Origin of the sequence: Luteolibacter yonseiensis, from assembly GCF_016595465.1 — a bacterium.
Classification (GTDB): Bacteria; Verrucomicrobiota; Verrucomicrobiia; order Verrucomicrobiales; family Akkermansiaceae; genus Luteolibacter; species Luteolibacter yonseiensis.
Genome location: NZ_JAENIK010000004.1, coordinates 337221 through 359685 on the forward strand (window position 1 = coordinate 337221; position 22465 = coordinate 359685).

Annotated in this window: 15 protein-coding genes; 11 read left to right on the forward strand and 4 right to left on the reverse strand. The window is 62.2% G+C overall.

Features of this window, described 5'->3' with window-relative positions:
- Positions 1-14: 14 nt before the first annotated feature.
- Both JIN84_RS03055 and JIN84_RS03060 read left to right on the forward strand, forming a co-directional pair.
- The gene (locus tag JIN84_RS03055; protein WP_200349534.1) at positions 15-1046 is read left to right on the forward strand and encodes an SbmA/BacA-like family transporter; all 1032 of its coding nucleotides are present in this window, start codon (positions 15-17) and stop codon (positions 1044-1046) included.
- Between the two features lie 216 nt (positions 1047-1262).
- Positions 1263-3419, forward strand: coding sequence for an esterase/lipase family protein (locus JIN84_RS03060; protein ID WP_200349535.1), 2157 nt, complete (start codon positions 1263-1265; stop codon positions 3417-3419).
- Positions 3420-3421: 2 nt separating this feature from the next.
- Here JIN84_RS03060 and JIN84_RS03065 read toward each other — a convergent pair whose 3' ends face one another.
- Together JIN84_RS03065 and JIN84_RS03070 are read right to left on the reverse strand one after the other, a co-directional pair.
- Entirely contained in the window at positions 3422-4720 is a 1299-nt protein-coding gene (locus JIN84_RS03065) for an ATP-dependent 6-phosphofructokinase (RefSeq protein WP_200349536.1), read from the reverse strand.
- Positions 4717-6387 carry a putative transporter gene (locus tag JIN84_RS03070; protein ID WP_200349537.1) on the reverse strand — a complete coding sequence of 557 codons (1671 nt, stop codon included), beginning with the start codon at positions 6385-6387 and terminating at the stop codon, positions 4717-4719. Before JIN84_RS03070 ends, JIN84_RS03065 begins: the two co-directional genes overlap by 4 nt.
- A gap of 264 nt (positions 6388-6651) precedes the next feature.
- Between JIN84_RS03070 and JIN84_RS03075 the strand changes: the two genes are divergently transcribed.
- The 4 genes from JIN84_RS03075 to JIN84_RS03090 all read left to right on the forward strand — a co-directional run bounded on the left by JIN84_RS03075 (position 6652) and on the right by JIN84_RS03090 (position 13866).
- Complete coding sequence (locus JIN84_RS03075; protein WP_200349538.1) at positions 6652-8139, forward strand: DcaP family trimeric outer membrane transporter; 1488 nt, start codon at positions 6652-6654, stop codon at positions 8137-8139.
- A 12-nt stretch (positions 8140-8151) separates the two neighbouring features.
- Positions 8152-9477, forward strand: a complete 1326-nt coding sequence (locus JIN84_RS03080) for an anaerobic C4-dicarboxylate transporter family protein (RefSeq protein ID WP_200349539.1) — start codon at positions 8152-8154, stop codon at positions 9475-9477.
- An 11-nt stretch (positions 9478-9488) separates the two neighbouring features.
- A complete protein-coding gene (locus tag JIN84_RS03085; RefSeq protein WP_200349540.1) occupies positions 9489-11345 on the forward strand; it encodes an aspartate ammonia-lyase in 1857 nt (618 codons plus the stop codon).
- Positions 11346-11550: 205 nt separating this feature from the next.
- Positions 11551-13866: an acetate/propionate family kinase gene (locus JIN84_RS03090; RefSeq protein ID WP_200349541.1), complete on the forward strand. Its 2316-nt coding sequence runs from the start codon at positions 11551-11553 to the stop codon at positions 13864-13866.
- 22 nt (positions 13867-13888) lie between these two features.
- Here JIN84_RS03090 and JIN84_RS03095 read toward each other — a convergent pair whose 3' ends face one another.
- Positions 13889-17317, reverse strand: a complete 3429-nt coding sequence (locus JIN84_RS03095; RefSeq protein WP_200349542.1) for a PVC-type heme-binding CxxCH protein — start codon at positions 17315-17317, stop codon at positions 13889-13891.
- Between the two features lie 111 nt (positions 17318-17428).
- Between JIN84_RS03095 and JIN84_RS03100 the strand changes: the two genes are divergently transcribed.
- From JIN84_RS03100 to JIN84_RS03115, 4 genes are all read left to right on the forward strand, one after another.
- Complete coding sequence (locus JIN84_RS03100) at positions 17429-19552, forward strand: family 1 glycosylhydrolase (RefSeq protein ID WP_200349543.1); 2124 nt, start codon at positions 17429-17431, stop codon at positions 19550-19552.
- Positions 19553-19627: 75 nt separating this feature from the next.
- On the forward strand, positions 19628-20248 hold the full coding sequence (locus tag JIN84_RS03105; RefSeq protein WP_200349544.1) for a hypothetical protein: 621 nt from the start codon (positions 19628-19630) through the stop codon (positions 20246-20248).
- Positions 20245-20544 carry a transcriptional regulator gene (locus JIN84_RS03110; RefSeq protein WP_200349545.1) on the forward strand — a complete coding sequence of 100 codons (300 nt, stop codon included), beginning with the start codon at positions 20245-20247 and terminating at the stop codon, positions 20542-20544. Before JIN84_RS03105 ends, JIN84_RS03110 begins: the two co-directional genes overlap by 4 nt.
- A 43-nt stretch (positions 20545-20587) precedes the next feature.
- Positions 20588-21505, forward strand: a complete 918-nt coding sequence (locus JIN84_RS03115; protein ID WP_200349546.1) for a hypothetical protein — start codon at positions 20588-20590, stop codon at positions 21503-21505.
- Positions 21506-21512: 7 nt separating this feature from the next.
- On the opposite strand, the gene JIN84_RS03120 is transcribed toward JIN84_RS03115, so the two are convergent.
- Positions 21513-21887, reverse strand: a complete 375-nt coding sequence (locus JIN84_RS03120; protein WP_200349547.1) for a VOC family protein — start codon at positions 21885-21887, stop codon at positions 21513-21515.
- A gap of 126 nt (positions 21888-22013) precedes the next feature.
- Between JIN84_RS03120 and JIN84_RS03125 the strand changes: the two genes are divergently transcribed.
- Positions 22014-22463, forward strand: coding sequence for a universal stress protein (locus JIN84_RS03125; protein ID WP_200349548.1), 450 nt, complete (start codon positions 22014-22016; stop codon positions 22461-22463).
- Positions 22464-22465: the final 2 nt, after the last annotated feature.

Genomic DNA, 22465 nt, shown 5'->3' on the forward strand with positions numbered 1-22465 from the left:
AAATCCGCATTCCTGTGAGTGAATCCGACCCACCTTTCAGCCGCAGGACCTTCCGCCGCCTGTTGGGGGCCATCGGCATGTTCCTGAAATCGCCGGTGGGAGGCAGGGCCCGGTGGCTGCTGGCCGCTCTGCTCCTGCTGATGTTGTGCATCAACGGCATGAACGTGGCCAACAGCTTCGTCGGACGCTACTTCATGTCCGCCATCGAGCGGCGTGATTCCGCGGGCTTCGTCCACTTCGCCTGGTTGTACATCGGTGTCTTCGCGGGTTCCACCTTTGTCGGCGTCATGTTCCGTTTCACCGAGGAACGGCTCGGCCTCCTGTGGCGGGATTTCCTGACCCACCGGATCGCCGGACTCTACATGGACAGCCGGATCTACCTGCACATGAGCGGGGACGGAACCGTCAGCAATCCTGACCAGCGGATGACCGAGGACGTGAGGCAGCTGACGACAAGCACGCTGTCGTTCGTGCTGATGATCCTCAACGGCACCATGACGGTGATCTCGTTTTCCGGCGTGCTGTGGACGATCAGCCCCAGGCTTTTCATGATCGCGGTGGTCTATGCCCTGGCGGGCTCGGTCCTCACCATCTGGCTGGGCCGTCCGCTGATCCGGCTGAACTACCGGCAGGCCGACTTCGAGGCGAACTTCCGCGCCTCGCTCATCGAAACCCATTCGCACGCCCGGGAAATCTCGCGGGACGGCAGGGAGCCGGAAGTGCGCGAACGCCTCATGGCGCGGGTTGACGGACTGGTGGACAACTTCCGCCGGGTGATTTCCATCAACCGGAACCTCAGCTTTTTCACGACCGGCTACAACTACATGATCCAGCTCATCCCGGTCCTCATCGTGGCGCCGATGTTCATCAGCCGGGAGGTGGAGTTCGGGGTGATCGGCCAGTCGGCGATGGCGTTCGCGACACTCCTTGGGGCGTTTTCGCTGGTCATCAACCAGTTCCAGGCCATCTCCTCCTATGCCTCCGTGGTCACCCGGCTGGGGGAGTTCGTCGAAGCGGTGGAGAAATATGGAGACAACCGGCGGTGAGAGCCCGCCATATGCCTCCTCACTGTCATACCACCGGCGGGTGTGCCGGAATTCGATTCAAACCCATCCATGGACCGCACCTCCCGCCGCCCTTGAATTTCCTGATAGGGATTTGGGATTCTTCTTCTCCGCATGCGGCCATCTGTTAGCACTGTGTTTGATCGGTATGACTCCGGCGCAGGAATTCCATCTCCGCAACCCCCTCCCCACCTTCCCATGAGCACGCAGGACACCACCCATCCCCCCGTCACGAAAACCGTCTGGTTCAGATACCTCAGGAAAACCGTTGCGGTGATATTCCTGTTGCTGGCAGCCGGCGCCCTGTCCGGCGGAATCTACCTTCATTACCGTGAAAAGCCGGTTCCGAAAAACTGGGTGACGCCAAAGGAATGGCAGATTGTTCCCAACGCCCGGACCTTGGTGGTGGTGGTGCAGGGTTACAGGGGGAGGGAGGGCGGAATGAATGATGTCTTGTGCGCGGTGAAAGACGCGCGCAAGGACGCCGATGTCATCCTGATGACATATTCCTCCGATCCTTTTTCCAATGCGGATTGTTTCAGCATATCCAAAGAAATCCGGGATGAGGTGAACCGCCGGCATGAGGAAAAGACTTATGAAAAGATAGAATTCGTGGGTTACAGCATGGGAGCCCTGCTGGCGCGGAAAGCCTATGTATATGGATGCGGACAGCTCCAGGACGTGCCGCCTTCGACAACAACGGATGCCTCCGGGAAGTTTCCGCAGGAATGGACGCGGAATGTCAAACGCTTCGTCCTGCTCGCGGGAATGAACCGGGGCTGGTCGCTGCGCAAGCCACCGTCCGCCGCAGGCATCGGCTCGTTGACGAAAATGTGGTGCGGTAAATGGATCGCCACGAGCACCCGCACCGGCTCGTTGATTCTTCAGACTGAGAATGGATCACCATTCGTCTCCAACCTGCGGATGCAATGGCTCAATGTGATGAAAAGCCCGCCCCAGCCCGCGGGAACCGGTTCAAAGCCGGTTGACGAACGGAAGATCCTGCGCCCGACAGTGGTGCAGCTTCTCGGCGACACCGACGACCTGGTGGACAAGGATGACAGCCGGGATGTGAACGTTTCCGGAAAACGTTTCGTTTGGGTGCAGCTGAATCAAACCAACCATCAGAACATCGTTGATCTTGGCGACAAATGCACTCCGGTGAGCCGGTTGGACGCGGAGGGGAAAATCAAGCGGGCAAGGCGGGACCTGTTTCTCAGATCATTCGGGGATGACGATGAGATCCGGGTTCTCAAACGAATGAGTCCCGGCGTGCCGGAGGCCGAGGATTATGATGTTACGGAAGGCGTGATCGTCCTCCACGGCATCCGCGATCTCGGACAATGGACTTCGGACTTCGTCACGCCGTTGCAGGAGAAATTCATCGCCAAAAAGGAGAAGGAGAAGGCCGACGACAAAAAGCAAAGGATCGTACTTGAGGAAACCCTGCGGACTCTGGATGAGCGGTTGCGGCAGGACTCTGACCCCGCGCTGCTGAAGGAAAAGGAAGAAGCGGAGGCCGACCTGGCCATCCTGAAGCGAAAGGTCCGCACGCCGAAGCTCCTCGTTTACCGCCCGAGTTACGGTTACTTTCCCATGGGCTCCTTCCTTGTCTGGCAGGAGCGGCAGAAAAACGTCCGATGGTTCATGGACGAGCTGACGGAGCTGATGGCGAAGTATCCAAACATGGAGACCATCCATTTTGTCGGACATAGCAACGGAACCTATGTTCTGGCCAGCGCCCTGACCAAGTATAAGGCGCTGAAGGTTGACAAGGTGATCTTCGCCGGAAGCGTCGTCAGACAGGATTATTTCGCAAATGTCGGAAGCTCCCTGGAGGGAAGGGTCGGCGGCATCCGCAACTATGTCGGCAGCTCCGACTGGGTGGTCGGCATTTTCCCCCACTTCTTCGAGTCCGGCCTGACCTCGTGGATCAATCCGGACATCGGCGCGGCTGGGTATTATGGATTTGAGAAACCGGCGGAGATGCCTGAGGAAAACTGGAAGAAATTCATGCTGCAGACGAAATTCGTCACAGGCCAGCACAGCGCCGCCTTGGATGATTATGCGGCGAAACAGTCCATGATCCACTATCTGATGGAAGAGGACAGGGAGAATCTGGAGGGACAATCAAGGAGCTGCAGGGAGCTGTTTCTTGAAAAGTGCGTCAATCACTGCTGGATGATCTGGGCAGGAATCATCGCGCTCCTGACCCTCATCGGCTACATTTTGGTCAAATCGGCCCTGTTTTTGAACAAGTGGCTGGCCGGTGGAAGATGGAGGCGCTCCAGGGTGAGATGCGTGACGCTCGCGTGCTATGGCTTGCTCATTCTGGCCCTGCTCCAGACCTATTGATATTAGCAGACCTTTGGCGGACTTGCGGACCCGCCGCTTGCCAAGGGTGAGAGATCGGGTTGGCCGGTGGATGAAATCACGGCACGCCAGAGTTCACCCTCCAGATCAAGGCGTTTGCCGCCGGCGGCGATGAGATTGATAGGGACATGGACGAAATGGCCGTTCAGATAGCTGATGACGAGTCCCGTCCTGCCCGACATGGCGGCGTGCACGGCGTGGCGGCCCATCCGGTCGCAGAGCAGGGCGTCTTCCGTATTGGCCGGACAACCGCGGATCTGGTAGCTGGGATCGAAGTAGCGCATCGTCATCTCAAGCCCGCGTGATTTGAAATGGGCGTTGATCTCATCCCTCAGGAACTGGCCGATGTCCCGGAGCTTCGCGTTGCCGGAGGCGTCGGTCCCTCCGCCGGTACCGAGCAATTCCTGTCCGGCGCCCTCGGCCACCACCACCACGGCATGGCTTTTCTTATCGAGACGCTTCTCCAGCGCGGCAAGAAGTCCGTCCAGGGAAAAAGGCTGCTCGGGCACCAGGCAGAAATTCACGTCCTGGCTGGCGACGGTCGCCGCGGCGGCGATAAACCCGGCATGGCGGCCCATCAGCTTCACCACGGAAACTCCGTTTTCCACGCTGCGCGCCTCGGTGTGCGCGCTGTCGATCACGCGCACGGCCTCGCTGACGGCGGTGCCGAAGCCGAAGGTGCGGGTGACGTGGAGCACGTCGTTGTCGATGGTCTTGGGGATGCCGACCACCGCGAGCGGGTGTCCGCGTTTCTGGGCTTCGGTGAAAAGCGCGTGACCACCGCGCTGGGTGCCGTCCCCGCCCACGGTGAAGAGGATGTTCACTCCGCGGTCGATCAGGAAATCCACGGCCCGGGTCACGTCCACGGGCCCGCGCGAAGTGCCCAACAGCGTGCCGCCCTTCTGATGGATCTCCTCCACGGCATCTTCGGTGAGGTCCAGCGGCGGCTTGCCTATGGAAGGATCCAGTCCGCGATAACCACTGCGGATCCCCCATACGGATTTCACCCCATAGCCACGGATCAGCTCGCGCGTGACCGAGCGGATGACGTTGTTCAGGCCGGGGCACAACCCGCCGCAGGTGACGATGGCGGCGACCGTCGTGGCGGGATCGAAGAACAGGCGTCCTCTCGGCCCCGCTTTCTCGAACAACAGCAGGTCGTCCGGTGGAGTTCCTCCGGGCCATTCGATATGTGCAGGGACGAGGAGGTTTTCCGAAATGGCGAATGACAGGGGCGACGGGTGGAGGGCGTCGCCCAGAAGGGTGGGATGCGTGGAGTTCACTGGAAGAGGATAATCGTGAGAATCTGTGCGGCAAGGATGCGCATGAGGGTGGTGAGCGGATAGACGGTCGCGTAACCCACGGCGGGCGCGTCGGATCCCGAAATGTTCGAGGCGAACGCGAGCGCGGGAGGATCGGTCATGCTGCCGGCCAGCAGGCCGCTCAGATCCATGAAGTTCATTTTCAAGACGACGCGGGCGAAGACGCCCACCACCAGCAACGGCACCATCGTGACACACACCCCGGCGGCGAGCCATTGCACGCCGGTGGTGCTGAATACGGTGGCGAAGAACTTGGAACCGGCGGTGAGGCCGACCGCGGCGAAAAACAGCGCGATGCCGAACTCGCGGAAGGCGAGGTTCGTGTTCACCGGCATGTGCCAGACCTGGCGGCCGATCCGCCCCACACGACCGAGGATCAGCGCGACGACCAATGGCCCTCCCGCAAGACCGAGTTTCACCGGCTGCGGAATGCCGGGAAACGCGATGGGCATGGTGCCCAGCATGACTCCGAGAACCAGACCGATGAAAAACGGGACGAAATGGGTTTCATTGATCTCCTTCAGGGAATTTCCGAGGGACTTCGCCGCGGCGTCGAGATCCTTGTCCCGCCCCACGATCTGGAGCTGGTCGCCGAACTGCAGGCGCAGTCCGGGAACCGCCGACATCTCAAGATCGGCCCGGGTGACGCGGGTCACCGCCACGCCGAAGCGCTCGCCGAGGTCGAGCTGGCCCACGTTTTTTCCGAGCACCCCGCGGTCGGTGACGACCACGCGGCGATAGCTGATCGATTCATCACGCAACACGAGATCTTCATCGCTGGTGCGGCCGATGACGCGTGCGAACTGGTCCAGGGCCGCCGGTGTGCCGATGACCGCCAGCCGGTCCTCGAGATGGAGGACGGACGTTTCGCCCGCGATGCGGGTTTCCCCTTCATGGCAGATGCGGGAGATGGTGACACCCGCCTCCAGGCGGCCGGGAATGCTTCCGAGCGCCACCCCTTCGAGGTTCGGGTTCGTCACGACAAGGGTGCGGCGTTCGAGCGGCTCGACCTGGCGGCTGCTTTTCGCGGCGAACCCGGAGGCCTCGGCGACCGGATCGATCCGCAGGATCTGTTTGAGCAGGAGCAGCGTGCCGATGATGCCGATGATCGCGGCCGGATAGGTCACCGCGTAGGCGAGCGCGGGCAGCGTCAGGCGGTCCGTGGCGATGCCGGGAATGGTGCCGAGCGTCTGGGTCGCCGCGCCGAGCGAAGGGGTGTTGGTGGATGCTCCGGAAAAAATTCCGAGCACGGCCGCCGGATCAAAGCCTGCGATCCACCCCGCCAACGGAGCGCCCACCGCGCCGAGGACGACGATGACAAAGGCCAGCAGGTTCATTTTCACCCCCTGCTCCCTGAGCGCGGCGAAGAAGCCCGGGCCAAGCTGGAGTCCGATGGTGAAGACGAACAGGATCAGCCCGAACTCTTTCACAAAATCCAGCGTCTGGTGGTCCACCGCTTCGCCGAAATGGCCGACGATGATCCCGGCGAACAGGACTCCCGAGGTGCCGAGGCCGATGCCGCGGAATTTCATGCTGCCGAACGCCATGCCCAATACACAGACGAAGGAAAGCACCCCGATCGCATGCGCGACGGGCTGCGTCTGGTGAAGTTCTGAGAGCCAGCTCATGGAGCATGCATGCTGGAGCCTGTGCCGCCCCGGGTCTATCGGACCTTGGTCCTACCGGCTTGCGATGTCAGCCCCGGATCGGAGGACGGCACTCCCTTCCCCGGCCGGATACGACCATGGTCCGATTGACCCGGTTTTGCACGACGTGCATTCTCCCGAACGATTCGATAACCGGTCTCTTTCCCATCTTTTCGTATCCCGCGCTGGTAAAGCTCAGGCGCGGTGAGGAATGAGGCACTTTCAATCCCGCCGTTCCCAACGCAAATGAAAACCCGTCTGCCGTCATCGCTCGCCGCGCTCGCCTTGTTCGCGCAGGCACCTTGCGCATCCGCGGAAAACGGTGATGTGGAGGAGCTCAAGGCCATGGTGAGGGAGATGCAGAAAACCATCGCCGAGCAGAACGCGCGCATCGCCACGCTCGAAAACCAGAAGGCGGCCCCTTCAAAAAAAACCACCGCCCGGAAATCCCCGAAACCCGCCGAAAAGGAACCCGATATGGCGGCCGCCGGAATCGACGTGCCGGTTGGAGCCCCCCCGGTCGTCGCCGAGCCGAAGGAAATTTCCGCCATCCGTGACGCGGATACCTTTGCCGACCTGCAGCAAGCCGCGCCACGTGTGAACAATGCCCCGCTGGATCCCAAGCTGAAGGGGTTCATCCCTATTCCCGGCACGGACACCCTGTTCAAGATCGGCGGCTCCGCCCGCATCGACTCCATCCTGGACTTCGAGGACAATGGCAATCCCAACCAGTTCGTGCCTTCGAGCATCCCGGTGCCAGGCCAGTCCGGATGGGACGGCGGCGAGCGCACCGCGTTCCAGGCGAAGGGCACGCGCCTCAGCCTCGAGCTCCGCCGCCCCGTCGCGAACGACGACACGCTGCGCATCTACAGTGAGTATGATTTCTTCGATGACTCGGCTTCGAGCGCGATGAAGTTCCGCACGCGCCACTTCTACGGACAGGCGTGGAACTTCCTCATCGGCCAGACGTTCTCCGCGTTCATGGACATCGACGCCTTCCCGGACGTGGTCGACTACCAGGGACCCAACGGCATCGTCAACCGCCGCCAGCCGCAAATCCGCTACACGCTGCCGGTCTATGACGACGTGGGCGAGGTCCAGCTCTTCGCCAGCGTGGAGCAACCCGAATCAAAGATCGATACGGTGCTTCCCGACTTCGCCCCTGGCTCCTCCACCGTCAGCCGCCTCCCCGACAGCGTGGTGGGAGCGCGCTGGGAGGGAGACACCGGCCACATCCAAAGTGCGGCGATTTTCCGCGAGCTGTCTTATGAAAGCGACCACGGCCCGGATGACGACGTGCTGGGCTGGGGGGTGAATTTCTCGGGCTCGCTGAACATCGGGGAAAAGGACAAGCTTTCCGCCCAGGCGACTTATGGCGAGGGCATCTCGCGCTACATCAACGACCTCAGCGGTGAGAATCTGGATGCCGCCTTCGACGGCGGTGATTTCGAAGCCATTCCCGTCTTCGCGGCGATGGCCGGATACACCCACCATTGGAACGGCCGGTGGCGCTCGACGATTTCCGGCGGCTACGTGCATACGGACGCGCCCGACTCGCTCGGCCCCTTCGCCATCCAGGACACGCTCTACAGCAGCGTGAACCTGATGTGGCATCCGACCGCGTCTTTCCGGATGGGTCTCGAATATCTCTACGGTCACAAGGAAACGCTCGACGGTTCCGAAGGCGATGCGAACCGCCTGAACTTCGTCGTCCGCTACGATCTCGTCCGCTAACCGGCATCCATCATGGACATCAAACTCATTCTCGAATTCCTGGTCATTCTCGGCGCCCTCGCGATGGGAGCCCGCATGGGCGGCGTCGGCCTCGGCCTGTGGGGGGCGGTCGGCCTGCTCATCCTCGTCCTCGGCTTCGGCATCGCCCCCTCGGCGATTCCGGGCGAGGTGCTGCTCATCGTGCTGACGGTGATCATGGCGGCGTCCGCGATGGAGGTGGCGGGCGGGATCGATTTCCTCGTGCGCGTCGCGGAGAAGATCATCCGCAAGAATCCCAAGCAGGTCACCGTCGTCGCTCCGCTGGTGACCTATGCGTTCACCTTCGCCGCCGGCACCGGACACATCGTCTATCCCCTACTGCCGGTGATCTACGAAGTGGCGCATGAGAACGGGATCCGTCCCGAACGTCCGATGGCGGTGGCGACGATCGCCTCCCAGCAGGCCATCACCGCGAGCCCGGTGTCCGCGGCGACGGCGGCGATGATCGGTCTGCTTTCCACCCATGGTTTCGGACTTGTCCAGATCCTGCTCATCTGCGTGCCTTCCACGCTGCTCGCGGTCCTGATCGCGGCGTTCGTCCAGCTTCGGGTGGGCAAGGAACTGAAGGATGATCCGGAATACCAACGCCTGCTCGCCTCCGGTGAAATCGAACCACCCGGCAGGGCGGAAGGCGGGACACCTCCACCGTTGAAATCCGGCGCGAAGGCGAGCGCCTTCATCTTCCTCACCGGCGTCGCGCTGGTCGTGCTCGCCGGCATTTTCCCAGCCCTCCGCACCGTCCCGAGCCTGCCGGACAAGCCGCTGACGATGCCGATCTCCATCGCGATCGTGATGCTCGCCGTCGCCGCCGTGATCCTGGCGGTGTCGAAGGCCCCGGTGAACGACGTGCCGAAGAGCAAGACCTGCCAGTCGGGTGTCACCGCGATCATCGGCATCCTCGGCCTGGCGTGGCTGGGTGACACCTTCATCAACGCGAACCGCGAAGTCATCATCGGCGGCCTCACCAACATGGCCACCGCCGCGCCGTGGACCTTCGCCATCGGACTCTTCCTCGCCTCGATGCTGCTGTACAGCCAGGCGGCCACGGCGCGCGCGCTGATGCCGCTGGGCCTGTCGCTCGGCATTCCCGCGCCTTTTCTCATCGCCATGTTCCCGGCGGTGAACGGCTACTTCTTCATTCCCAATTATGGAACGCTGATCGCCGCCATGCAGTTCGACCGTTCGCGCACGACGCGCATCGGCAAGTACCTGCTGAACCATTCGTTCATGCTGCCGGGCATGATCTGCACCATCGGATCCGTCACCATCGGCCTGATCATCGGCTCGTTCTTCAAGTAAATCCACGCACCATGCCACTCCCACTCGAAACCATCGCCGCCACTGCGAAACGCATCGGCATCCCGACCGAAGACCTGGCCGCCATCGTCCAGTCCGGTGCCGACGCCTCCTACCAGGCGGGTGATTACCTTTTCCACGAAAGCACGCCGCGCGAATGGCTCGGCATCGTCCTCGAGGGCGAGGTGGAAATCCTCCGGGGGGCGCAGGCCCGGACCATCACGCTCGCCACCCTGGTGCCGGGAGCGGTTTTCAGCGAAGGCGTGATGCTCGACGACTCGCCCCATGCTTCCAGCGCGGTGACCCGTCTGGGTGCCAAGGTTTGGAAAATCAGCCGCGCGGAGCTGGAGAAGGCGCGGGAGGAAAAACCGGAGATCTTCTACCGCATCGTCGGCCGCATCGCCGCAAGGCTCAACGAGCGGCTGCACATGGCCAACGAGCGGATCGCGGGCGAGAAAATCTCGGCCATCGTTTCGGCGGTGCGGAACGAACACGACTCGCTGGGCGACCGCGAGGTTCCGGACCATGCCTACTATGGCGTGCAAACCCTGCGCGGTGTGGAGAATTTCCGCACGTCCGGCATCCGGATGTTCCACTTCGAGCATTTCATCCGCGCGTTCGCCTTTGTGAAAAAGGCCGCCGCGCTCGCGAACAAGGAGCTCGGCGTGCTCGACGCGGTGAAAGCGGACGCCATCGTGAAGGCGTGCGACGAGATCGCCGCCGGGAAGTTGCACGACCAGTTCGTCATCGACATGTTCCAGGGCGGTGCCGGCACCTCGACGAACATGAACGCGAACGAGGTGATCGCGAATCGCGCGCTTGAAATCCTCGGCCATAAAAAAGGCCAGTACGAACACCTGCATCCGAACGACCACGTCAACTGCTCGCAGTCCACCAACGACGCCTACCCCACCGCGATCAAGGTGGGCGTGGTGCTCACGCTGCGTGACACGCTTTCCGCACTGCGGGAACTCCGCGAGGCCCTCCGCGCGAAAGCCCTGGAATTCTCCGACGTGCTGAAAATGGGCCGCACCGAAAACCAGGACGCCGTGCCGATGACGCTGGGCCAGGAATTCGGCGCGTATGCCGTGATGATCGGCGACGGCATCCGCCACCTGACGCGGGTGGGCGAGGAATTCCACTCCGTCAACATGGGTGCGACCGCCATCGGCACCGGCATCAACAGTCCTCCCGGCTATGCCTCGCTCTGTACGAAGCGGCTCGCCGAGGTCAGCGGGGTCCCCGTGACCCTCGCCGAGGACCTTGTCGAGGCGACGCAGGACTCCGGCGACTTCGCGCTGATGAGCGGCACCATGAGATCCGCCGCCGTCCAGCTTTCCAAGATCTGCAACGACCTGCGCTGGATGTCATCCGGTCCGCGCTGCGGCCTCTATGAGATCCGTCTGCCCTCGATGCAGCCGGGATCTTCGATCATGCCCGGCAAGGTGAACCCGGTCATTCCCGAAGCCGTCAGCCAGATCTGCTACCAGATCATCGGCGCCGATGTCACCGTCGCGATGGCATCCGAGGCCAGCGAGCTGGAACTCAACATGGCCGAGCCGGTCATCGCCTACAACCTGCTCTTCGGCCTCACGCTGCTGCGCAACGCCGCGATCATGCTGCACAGCCGGTGCATCGTCGGCATCGAGGCGAACCGCGAACGCTGCATGGACTACGTGCGCAATTCCATCGGCCTCGTGACGGCGCTCAACCCCGTCCTCGGCTACGAGCGCAGCGCCTCCATCGCCAAGGAAGCGCTCAAGACCGGCGGCAGCGTCTATGACCTGGTGCTCGAAAAGGGCTGGCTGACGAAAGAGCGCCTGGATGACCTGCTCAAACCCGAAAACATGACCCATCCAAGACAAGTCTGATGAACCTGACACCGCAGGCTTTCCGGATTCCGGCACCCTCCGGCCCGTTCGTGACGCGTGTTCCGCTTCCGATGTGGATGCGAAACACCGGCCCGGACACCCGGCGGGATGAATCCGGATTCCGGACCCGCCGGTTCCCCCAAACCCCCACCGGCGTGATCCGCGCGCCCGAACACGAATCCGCCCCGGCCTGGGTTGCCACCGAATGAACGCGACCGATCTCGAATTTCTCAAATCCAGAGTCACACTGTTCGCGAATTTTTCGGACGCGCGCCGGGAGGAAATCGCCAAGGGTTCCCGTATCGAGTTCTTCGGGCAGGGCACCCTGATCGCGGACGCCGGTGATGAATTCCATTTCCTCGGCGTGGTCATGGATGGAACCATCACCGCCTCCGTGCAGGCGGCGGATGGAGGACGGCAGGATCTCGGGCGACTGGGCCCCGGCGATACGTTCGGAGAGATGGCGCTGCTGAGCGGCGATCCGATGCTGGCGGATCTGACGGCGGAGTCCGCCTGCCGCGTGCTGCTCGTGCCGCTCACGCTTTTCCAGTCCCACATCATGGCGGAGCCGCGCGCCGTGCGCCATATCTCCCGCACCATCGGACAGCGGTTCCAACGGGCGATGGGGGACCCGGCCACGGCCGCGGCGCTGACCAACAAGGAGGACGTGAGCGGCCTGCTGGAGCTCAAGGGCGAACGCCCCGAGTGCGTCCTGGTGCTGAACTGTGGTTCGTCATCCCTCAAATACAGCATCTTCGACACAAGGAATCCGGACGACACGGTTCACGGTCACATCGAAAGCATCGGCACCTACGGAACCCGGCTGGTCCAGCGCGGACCGAAGGGGGTGCTCGCGCACGAGCTCCCGCAGGGCGGCTACGCGGAAGCCTTCGGAGCGATGCTCTCCGCACTCATGGACCCCCACGCCCAGGTGATCCGCGAGGCTTCGGCGATCAGCGCGGTCGGCCACCGGGTGGTCCATGGAGGCAGGAAATTCACCGGAGCGGTGCTCATCGACGACGTGGTGCTCGCCGGGATCGAATTGCTGAGCCCCCTCGCACCGCTGCACAATCCGTTGAACGCGGCCGGCATCCGCGAGGCACGGCGGGTTTTCCCGGCGGTGCCTCATGTCGCGGTGTTCGACACGGCATTCCACGCCACTCTGCCCAGCCACGCGTATCTCTACGGCCTGCCGAACGAATATTACGAAGATAAGGGAATACGCCGCTACGGCTTCCACGGCCTGTCGCACAACTACGTCTCGCTCGCGGCGGCACGCTTCTTGAAGCGCCGTCCGCGTGAGTTCAAGATCGTGAGCTGCCATCTCGGCAGCGGAGCTTCTGTCTGCGCGATCGATCACGGACGCTCGGTGGACACATCGATGGGTTTCACCCCCGGCGAAGGGTTGATCATGGGGACACGGTGCGGCGACATCGATTCCGGAGTGCTGGCGTTCCTCGCACGCACCGAGGGCCTCAGCGCGGCGCAGATCGACGATCTCCTCAACAAGCAAAGCGGCCTGTTCGGGCTGTCCGGCATTTCGAGCGACATGCGGGAGGTGGAACAGGAGGCCGATGCCGGGGATGCGGAGGCGCTCGCGGCTCTCAAGACGTTCTGCTACCGCGTGCGGAAATACATCGGCGCCTACATCGCCGCCATGGGCGGGCTGGACGTGCTCATCTTCACGGCAGGCATCGGCCAAGGCAGCGCCGGGGTGCGCGCCACGGCGTTGCAAGGGCTGCGATGCATGGGAATCCTTCTTGATGAAGAGCGCAACCGGGCCGCGAGCGGCGGCACCGAGATCACCCGGATCTCCTCCGACACCTCCCCTGTCACCGTGCTCGTGGTGCCGACCGATGAAGAGCGCATGATCGCGCGTGAGACCCTGCGCACCCTCAGCCGCGACTACCTGGTGCGCACGAGCGAGGCGTGCCGGACGGAGCCGATCCCGATCGAGGTCTCCGCACACCACATCCATCTGACCCAGCAGCACGTGGAAGCGCTGTTCGGCGCCGGCCACCAGCTCACACACCACAGCGATCTTTCGCAGCCCGGCCAGTTCGCCTGCAAGGAGCAGCTGACCATCGTCGGCCCGAAAGGCCGCATCGAGCGGGTGCGGGTGCTCGGCCCCGTGCGGAAAGCCACCCAGGTCGAGATCGCGATGACCGAGCAGTTCAAGCTCGGCATCCATCCTCCGATCCGCGAGTCCGGCGACATCGACGGCTCGCCAGGCTGCACGCTGGAAGGACCGTCCGGCAGCGTGACGATCGACCGGGGCGTGATCTGTGCGCTGCGCCACATCCACATGACTCCGGCCGACGCGCTGCGTTATGGAATCAAGGACAAGTCCACGGTGCGCGTCCGCGTGGCCGGTGATAGGGAACTGCTCTTCGGCGACGTGCGCATCCGGGTGGATCCCCATTTCGCCCTCGCAATGCACATCGACACCGACGAAGCCAATGCCGCGAATCTGAAAAACGGCGCCGAGGGCTTCATTGTCGGGATCCAGACGGAGGATTGAAACCACCCGTCACGGTTCCGGTTCATTTCACCGGCAGCAAGCGCAGATGGTCGATTCCCGCCATGTTCCCGGGCGTCGCTTCCGGGTTCGCGGGAAGGATTTCCAGGATCAACTGGTTGAGGCCTTTTTTAATCTCATGTTTTCCCAGGTTGATCTCGCCTGTGGTGATGACGACGTCCTTGTTATATAAATCGATCGACTCCAGCGCGATCTTTCCATTGAGGAGAATGCGGAACCGCCCGTAGTCGGGGGCCATCCCGAAAACACCATGAACGTCGAAAACTCCCGCGGACGGACTTTCGAACCGCAGGACCAGGCGATCCCCCTTCTCTCCGTTTTTCCACCACAGTTGCGAGTTGCCGGACCATGTGTCCGCCTTGAATGAAAGCATCGGCTGTTGTTGCACGCTGCCACGGTTCACCTCGGCCACGTTGATCCGGTCATCCCCCACGACGATCTCTCCCTCGACCGGCAGCGGCACTTGTTTCGGACTCTGGAGGTAGCCGATGAGATCGCGCCTTTGCTCGGGGGACAGATTGGCGAGAAGCCCTTCCGGCATCATCGAGGTGGTGGACACCTCTTGTTTCTCGATCTCGGCGACGGACACCGGCACGGTCGCGCCACCGAGCATCGCGATGGTCAGGGCGGTGGGGGTTTTCTCCCGCAGCAGGCCGGTGACCATCTGGCCGTCTTTCTTGGTGATCATCTGGAGCTGGTAATCCACTCCGACCAACGCGTTCGGATCGATGATGTTTTCCAACAGGTATTTCAGATCCTTGCGGTTCGATCCCGTCAGATCCGGTCCGATCTTCATGCCCTCGCCAAACAACTGGTGGCAGGCGAAACAGGTGGCTTGGAAAAGCTCGCGGCCTTTCCCCAGGTCGGCCTTGGCGAGGATGTCCGGATGAAGCGCTTTCGCGAGCGTGTTGATCTCAGGCGTCTTGTCCCCTCCCTGGCCGGAGGAGATGGCTCCCCAATATTTCTCAACCGCGCTGGTGATTTCCGGCTGGTTGTAGTTCCGCATCTGGCGGGCGGAGAACGCGCTGATGTCACCCCGTTTCACCGATCCGTCCGCCAGTCCGCTTGCAAGGGCGCGTGCTCCCGCCTGGCTGCCGGCCAGTGTCTGGACCGCCGCCTCCTTCTCGGCGGGCTTCAGTCCGGGAAACAGCCCGACCAGATAAGGCACGGTCCGCTCGTCCGGCACCATGCCGAGGGCGCGGATGATCTCCGGCCTCTGGTCGTCCCGGTCGTCGCGCGCCAGCTTCATCAACAGGTCCGGGAGCTTCGGGTTTTTCATCCGCAGAAGATTCCCCAGCGCAGCGGTGCGGGTCTTTTTCGCGACGCTGACATCCGCCAGACTTTTCTCAAAACGATCCGCCATCCGCTGGTCTCCGAACAGGGTGGCGAGCAACTCGAAATCATGACGGCTGCCCTCTCCCACCAGTTTTTCAAACCGCCCGGAAGCGGCGATCCAGGACGGAGGCGCGTCCAGCTGTTGTTCGTTCGCCACCGCCATCGCGATGCCGGACAAGGCATCGGCCGGAAAATCGCCGGACTCTTTCGTCACCCTCTCCATCACCGCCGCCCGCCCTTCCGGTGATTCCGAAATCCGGCGGAGGATGTAGCGGCGGACCAGCGGAATCTCCGACGCCACGGCCAGATCCAGCGCACGTGCCTGGTCCAGCGGCACGAGATCACTGACACCATACCAGATCATCAAAGGCAGGTTCTGATCCCCCGCATCCTCCCCATGGGAGAGAAGCGCCGCCGCCAGATCCCATCTGGTGGCGGGTTCCATCCGCTGCAATGCCGACGCCAGATACAGCCGCACCACCGGGGATTTTTCGCCCGCCTCCAGCTTTTGCAACGCGCCGGCGGCCGCCGCATCCACCGTCTTTGATTCTGTTAGGAACTGGACCGCCCATGCCCGGACGTATTCGTTTTCATCCTGCAACCAGTAAGCCATCCTCACGGGGCGATCGGCACCGATGGCGTGCAAAGTCCACAAGGCCCGCAGGCGGCGTGTCGGATCGGGGTTGATCGTCATTATTTCTTCAAGATAGGGAACGACACTGGTGTCCTTCAGCTTTCCTTTCTCCGCCCTTTCCTGCAGCAGTCTCCGCGAGTTGCGCACGAACCATTCGTTCTTGTGCAGCTGATACTTGGCCAGCTGCATGTCAGGACATTCCCTCAGGTCGACCTGCACGGCCTTCGATTCGCCATAACTGATTTTATAGATCCTCCCGTTGCTGCGGTTCCATATCTCCCCATTCACATTATGGCAGGTCTGGCTGTCATACCAGTCGGTGAGGAACATCCCGCCGTCCGGCCCGTAGCGCAGGGAGACGCCCATGTGCTGCTTGTCATTCGAGAACAGGAAATCCGGCGCGTGTTTCCCGACGAAGCCTGACCCCTTCCGCTCCAGGACTTCCTGATTCATCCGGTGGCCGTGGAGGTTGTTGAAGAAAAGTTTTCCCCTGAACTCATCCGGGAAATTGTCGCCGAGATAGATCGAAAGCCCGCAATGCGCGTGACCACCGCCGAAGTCCGAGGACGAACCGTCGCGTGAATTCGCCCACTGGTCGCCGATATAATGGAGGTGGTCCGCGCAGGTCTTGATGTCGTCATACGTGTGCGGGTCGAAGTGCCGCCCCGCCTGCCTTTGGTAACGCGCCCCTTGGATCACATGGAACAGATGGGGGATCACACACGCCGTGACGAACGCCTGGCCGTGGTCGTTGAAATCGATCCCCCATGGATTCGATGTCCCTTGGGCGAAAACTTCGAAAACCTTCTTCGTCGGATGAAACCGCCAGATTCCCGCGTTCAATGGCTGGCGGTCTTTTTCCGCCGTTCCCGGCTTGCCGACCAGGGAGTGGGTGAAAACCCCGTGGCAGCCGTAGAGCCAGCCGTCCGGCCCCCAGGCGAAGGAGTTCAACGTCTCGTGCGTGTCGTGCCAGCCGAAGCCATCCAGCAGGACTTCCGGCTTGCCATCCGCCTTGTCATCTCCATCCGCATCCGGGATGAACATCAGATAGGGAGCCGCGCCGACCCATACCCCGCCGAAGCCCACTTCCAGCCCGGACACGAGGTTGAGCCCCTCGGTGAAAACCTTCCGGCTGTCGAAAACCCCATCACCGTCCTTGTCCTCGAAGATCAGGATGCGGTCCTTCCCCGTGTCCCCCTCCGCCCGCAACGGATACTCGTAGGCCTCCGCGATCCAGACGCGCCCGCGTTCGTCGATGGTCATCGCCACGGGCTGCCGCACCTCCGGCTCGGCCGCGGATTGCACGATGTGGAACCCCTCATAGGTGGTGAAATTCGCCAGCGCCTCCTTGGGAGGCAGACCGTCCGCCTGTGCGCGGATCACCGGTGGTTTCAGCTCCTGTGCGAGGACGAGCCCGCCGGAGCTGGCGATGACGAGAAGAGGCTTGAGGAAATGGGTTTTCATCAATGGGTGGTATGAACGGGACACAACGTTGTCATTTCCGATGATCTGACAAAAAGTTGACCGGAACAACCTTGACCACGCCCATGGGAACGGTTGCAAAGGGGAGCGCCCATGGCTTTTCCAAAAGGATTCCTCTTCGGCACCGCGAACGCCGATCACCAGGTGGAGGCGCATGATCCCGCGCGGGAGGACGTGTGGGACGTTTGGGAACGCTGCCAGGGGCTCACGCCACGCGGCAGGGCGACGGATTTCGCGAACCGCTACGAGGAGGACATCGCCGCCGCCGCGGGTCTCGGCTGCAGGCTGTTCCGGTTCTCCACCGCCTGGGCGCGGGTGGAAACCGCGGAAGGGGAGTTCGACCAGGAAGCCTTGGCACATTACCGGAAAGTGGCGGAGTGCATCCGGAGCCACGGTATGAAGGTGATGCTCACGCTGCACCACTTCGTCTGGCCGGTATGGCTGGAGCGGGATCGTGGCGGGATGATCGGCGAGAGGTTCCCGGAATTCTTCGCCCGCTACGCGGCGCGGGTGGAGGAGGCAATGGGGGACGTGGTGGACTACTGGATCACCTTCAACGAACCGAGCCAGCTCACCTTCGGCTACATCAAGCCCTGGTGGCAGAACCGCTATTTCATGCCACCCGGCCTGCCACGCGGGACGGATGTCGAGGTGGAGGCGGAAGCGGTGGGCAAGCTGATTCCGAATCTTTTCCTCGCCCACAGCCGGGCGCGGGCATCCATCAAGGCCCGACAGCCGTCCGCACAGGTCGGCGTGAATCCCCTGGTGACGGGCTTCCCGACGTGGTTGCAGATGCTGATGGACTTCGGGGCCTGCCACCGCGGGTTGATCGAGGCGCTTTTCAAGTTTACCAAAAAAGGCGCCCTTGTGAGCGAACGCGGCGACGTGGACCTCGTGATCGGCGGCGTGACCATCGGCGAACAGACGCGCTATGAGATCAGCGACCCGTATCTGCGCACCAGCAAGGCGGTCATCGTCTCCACGGACTACCAGGGAGAAGCCATCGCGTCACTCTCGGGGAAGAAGGTCGGAGTGATCGGCGTGGGGAACCAACCGGAGTCCTGGCAGCGGGATCTGCCGCAGGACTGCGTGAAGAAGATTTTCCCGAACTACGACGAGGCACGCCGCGCATTGTTGTCAGGAAAGCTGGACGCCGTGTATGGCGACGCGTTTTTCCTCAGATCCAAGGAAACCAAGGACCGCCTGAAATTCCTCGTCAAGGGACTGAGCGACGAAGCCTACGTGGTCGTCGCGCCCCACGGACACCAGCAGTTGCTGGAGCGGGTGAACCGCGCGGTGGCGGCATTCCAGGCGGAGCGGGCGGGATCTCCAGCCGCCGATTCCGAAGCGAAGGAGGCGCAGCGTCCCGTCTCGCTGCGCGAGGTGCTGACCGGCGAGGATGACAGCCCGGAATGGCTGGTGGAAAGCCACGACGTGAGACGCGTGCGGCGGCGCGGGAAAATCCGCATCGGAATCCGCACGGACGCTCCGGACATGACGAACGGCTGCTCGGAAGAGGGGCTGGAAATGCGGCTCGCGCGGCGGATCGCCTACGAGATTTTCCACGATGAGAAGCGGTTGGAGATCGTTCCTCTGGAACCGAGCGAACGGCTCAAGGTGCTGGAGACCAAAGCGGGCTGGCTGAACTGGGCGTGGCGGTTCTGGGGCACCACCACCATGATCGCGAACGCGAACTGGTGGTACCTCGGCACCTCCGGCAGGCTTCCCGTGGAACTCTGCCCGGATGAGGCGGTAGGCGCGCAGGATTTCGTGGGCCTGGATTACTACTGGGGCCTGCCTACATGGAAACTGGGGAAATTCCGTTCGCTGGAAGATGCCGCGCGCGGGAAATTCCTCAAGGCCCCCGTCTGGCCGCGCGGGCTGTATCACGCGCTGAGGAGATTCCACCGCTGGTTCCCGGACCAGGAACTGTTCATCGTGGAAAACGGCAGCGTTCCCGTGGCGAACGGGGTGCCGCGCACCGACTATCTGCGCTCCCACATCGCCGAAATGCAAAAGGCGATGGCCAAAGGCGTGCCCGTGAAGGGCTACAACTTCTGGTCCATCACCTCGAACCGCGAGTGGGGCCACGCGTTCGACCCGAACACCGACTTCGGCCTCTATTTCGTCGATCTCGACAAGGACCCTGAACTGAAACGCGTGCCGACAAGCGAGGTGGAGGTTTACCGGGAGATCATCGCTTTGGTGGAGAAGTGAGGGAAGGTTCCCGATTTCTCAAGCTCTCATGGTTTGTCTCTTGTGCTCCAACGGCTTTGTATGGCAAAGCAGGGCATGACGACGCAGGAAGAAGCGGCTGAACAATTGCGGGTGATCCGCTCGATGATGGAACGGGCGACGGTTTTCCGCGCCTTGTCCGGAGAAACCGCGTTGGTTGGGGGAGCCATCTCGATGACCGTTGCGTGGTTTTCCGAAAAACGCCACGGCTGGCCGTGGTCGGCATGGTGGATCGGCGGGCTGCTGGTGGTCCTTTGCTTCTACGCGTTCCAGTCGTACCGGATGAAGGCGGTGGACAACCGTCCCTTCTGGGGTTCCGGCCTCCGTCTCGCACTGCGGGGAGCCTTGCCTCCGCTGATCACGGGAGGATTTCTCGGTCTGCTTTTCGTCCGCGGCGGAAACGATGTGGTCGCCGCATGCATGTGGGTCATCCATTACGGATTGGCTCTGCTGGCGATCCGGGAATTCGCACCGAAGTCAATGGTTTGGCTCGGCTGGGCGTTCGTGGTTTTCGGAGTGGCCAGTCTCGCCTTCGTGGCGGATGTCATTCATCTCGAACAGCATTGGATGATGCACCTCAACAGCTCGCGCCTGATGGCCATCGCTTTCGGAGGCTTTCACTTGATTTATGGAGGGTTGATCGTCACCACCGGGCGGCGAGATGAGATTCCGGTATGATTGATTTTTCCCAACTGGACAAAACGATTCACGAGAAAGGGCGGCTGTCGATCATGACACTGCTCGCCTCGCGGATCGAGCCGTGGGCGTTCCAGGATCTCAAGGCGCAGCTCGACATGTCCGACGGCAATCTCATCACCCACCTGCGGACCTTGGAAAAGGTGGACTTCATCTCCGGGGAAAAGCTCACGGGAGATGGTAGACCCCAGACGTTGTACGTGATGACCACAGCCGGGCGGGCTGCGTTCGTCGCGTATCTCGGTGTGCTGGAACAGATTTTGGGACTGGGCAAATAATTGACTTGCCCGGATCTTACTTTGCGATACAAAGCAAATCGCCATGCGATCCCTCATCAATCCCTCGCGCCAAAATACTTTGCAGAACAAAGCGGATACGGATCATTCACCAAACCCGCGCAGACGCGGGGGGGTGGATTTGAAAATCGCCACGGAGCTCGGGATGGACGCCGAGGCCGGGGAGGCCCTGGAAAGAATCTGCGGCATGGCCAGGTCACGGAAGATCGCCGTGGCGGGCCGGTTCATGCCGGATGCGGGAGTCAGCGCGCGGCTCGCCTCGCTCGGTGTCATGGAAAACGTGGAGGAAGCGGATTTTTTCAAATACCACCGCATCATCATCCCCTTCAGTGGTGCCACGGCGAGACAGAGGCGGGAATGGGAAGAAGAAGGTCATCCGCTGGAAGACCTGACCTCGCCGCGCGTCCGGAGGGCGCAGGTGGCCCTGGGATTGTTGAAGATGGAGGGATCGCAACCGCTGGTGATCGGCCGTCACGACGACCCGGAAAGCATCTCCATTTCCGGAGGACGCTCCGGCAGCATCCTCCAGGATACCACGGACACCTCGCGGCTGAGGTTCGCCCCGGCCTTCGGCGTGGTGTGCCAGACAACTCTCTCACCACGCCGGGTGTCGTGGTTGGTCCAGCAACTCCGGCTGCGTTGGAGAGATGCGCAGGTGACGTTCCTGGACACGGTTTCGCCGGCGATGGCCGCCCGAGAGGAGGCGCTCGAACGCCTTCTGGTAGCATGTGACAGGGTGGTCATCGTCGGCGAAGCGGGAGAAGCCTCGTGTGAGGCGCTGGTGGAAACCACGCTGCGCCGCGGAAAGGCCCCCACCCTCGTCACCTCCGCGGACGACCTGGCCGCTTTGGATTTCAAAAATGAAAAAGTCGCGCTCACCGCAGGGGCGTTCGCGACTCATGAAGCGGTCCTCGCGGTGGCCGCGGGACTGGCGGGCAGGTAAAACGCGCTCAGCGTTCCAGGATTTCGACCTCGTAGCCGTCCGGATCCGTGACGAACGCCATCTTCTGGCCGCCCGAGGAGAACTTCTCGCGCCAGCCGGATGGCCAGATCTCGATGCCCGCCTTCTCGACGCCGTCGCAGTATTCGATGATGTCATCCACCCCGAGGGCGGTGTGCATCAGGTCTTCCGGACAGGTGGCGGTGTATTCCGGCGAGTGGCAGAGCTCGAGAAAGACCTCGTTTGCGGGCAGGGCGAGGAATGCGAGGCTGTTGCCCTGCGGCGAGTCCTTGAACTTGTCCAGCGTGTAGCCGAGTTTCTGATAAAAGGCGATGGACGCGTCCAGGCTGCGGACGCGGATGCGGGTGTGGAGGAAACGGATCATGGCGCGCGGATTCTGGCGCAAGGCCGCGGGTTTGCCAAACCGGGATTGCGCATATTTCCTCATTTTCCGCGCACCGGCTGATGAGTCTTTGCAATCCGGGGAAAACAGGACTATCTGCTAAGGATCATGAAAACCATCGTAGTCGCCGTCGATTTTTCAAACGCCACGCCCGGCGTGATTGAAATGGCCATCCGGCTCGCGAAGTCCTTCGGAGCGGGATTGCAGCTTTTCCACGTCATCGAGCCGGAACCCAGCTACACCGCCTACGGCTTCACACCGGACGAATTTCCAGCGATGAACGCGTTCCAGGAAGAAGCGAAACGCCGGGCCACCGCGAAGCTGGAGGAACTTCTCTCCCGCGTGCGCCTCGAGATCCCGGACACCACGTCCCATCTCACCGAAGGCAGTCCGCTGCATTCGCTGATCGATCATGTGAAACAGGGCGGTGCGGATTTCGTCGTGCTCGGTTCGCATGGTCACGGCGTCATCGCGTCGTTCCTGCTCGGAAGCGTGGCTGAGGGCATGGTCCGGAAAGCTCTGGTGCCGACGCTGGTGGTTCCGGCAGGGCCGGAATGATC

Coding starts and splice junctions, on each gene's coding strand:
- JIN84_RS03060 (WP_200349535.1), top strand. CDS start 1,263: ATGAGCACGCAGGACACCACCCATCCCCCCGTCACGAAAACCGTCTGG.
- JIN84_RS03070 (WP_200349537.1), bottom strand. CDS start 6,387: ATGAGCTGGCTCTCAGAACTTCACCAGACGCAGCCCGTCGCGCATGCG.
- JIN84_RS03075 (WP_200349538.1), top strand. CDS start 6,652: ATGAAAACCCGTCTGCCGTCATCGCTCGCCGCGCTCGCCTTGTTCGCG.
- JIN84_RS03080 (WP_200349539.1), top strand. CDS start 8,152: ATGGACATCAAACTCATTCTCGAATTCCTGGTCATTCTCGGCGCCCTC.
- JIN84_RS03085 (WP_200349540.1), top strand. CDS start 9,489: ATGCCACTCCCACTCGAAACCATCGCCGCCACTGCGAAACGCATCGGC.
- JIN84_RS03090 (WP_200349541.1), top strand. CDS start 11,551: ATGAACGCGACCGATCTCGAATTTCTCAAATCCAGAGTCACACTGTTC.
- JIN84_RS03095 (WP_200349542.1), bottom strand. CDS start 17,317: ATGAAAACCCATTTCCTCAAGCCTCTTCTCGTCATCGCCAGCTCCGGC.
- JIN84_RS03100 (WP_200349543.1), top strand. CDS start 17,429: ATGGCTTTTCCAAAAGGATTCCTCTTCGGCACCGCGAACGCCGATCAC.
- JIN84_RS03105 (WP_200349544.1), top strand. CDS start 19,628: ATGACGACGCAGGAAGAAGCGGCTGAACAATTGCGGGTGATCCGCTCG.
- JIN84_RS03110 (WP_200349545.1), top strand. CDS start 20,245: ATGATTGATTTTTCCCAACTGGACAAAACGATTCACGAGAAAGGGCGG.
- JIN84_RS03115 (WP_200349546.1), top strand. CDS start 20,588: ATGCGATCCCTCATCAATCCCTCGCGCCAAAATACTTTGCAGAACAAA.
- JIN84_RS03120 (WP_200349547.1), bottom strand. CDS start 21,887: ATGATCCGTTTCCTCCACACCCGCATCCGCGTCCGCAGCCTGGACGCG.
- JIN84_RS03125 (WP_200349548.1), top strand. CDS start 22,014: ATGAAAACCATCGTAGTCGCCGTCGATTTTTCAAACGCCACGCCCGGC.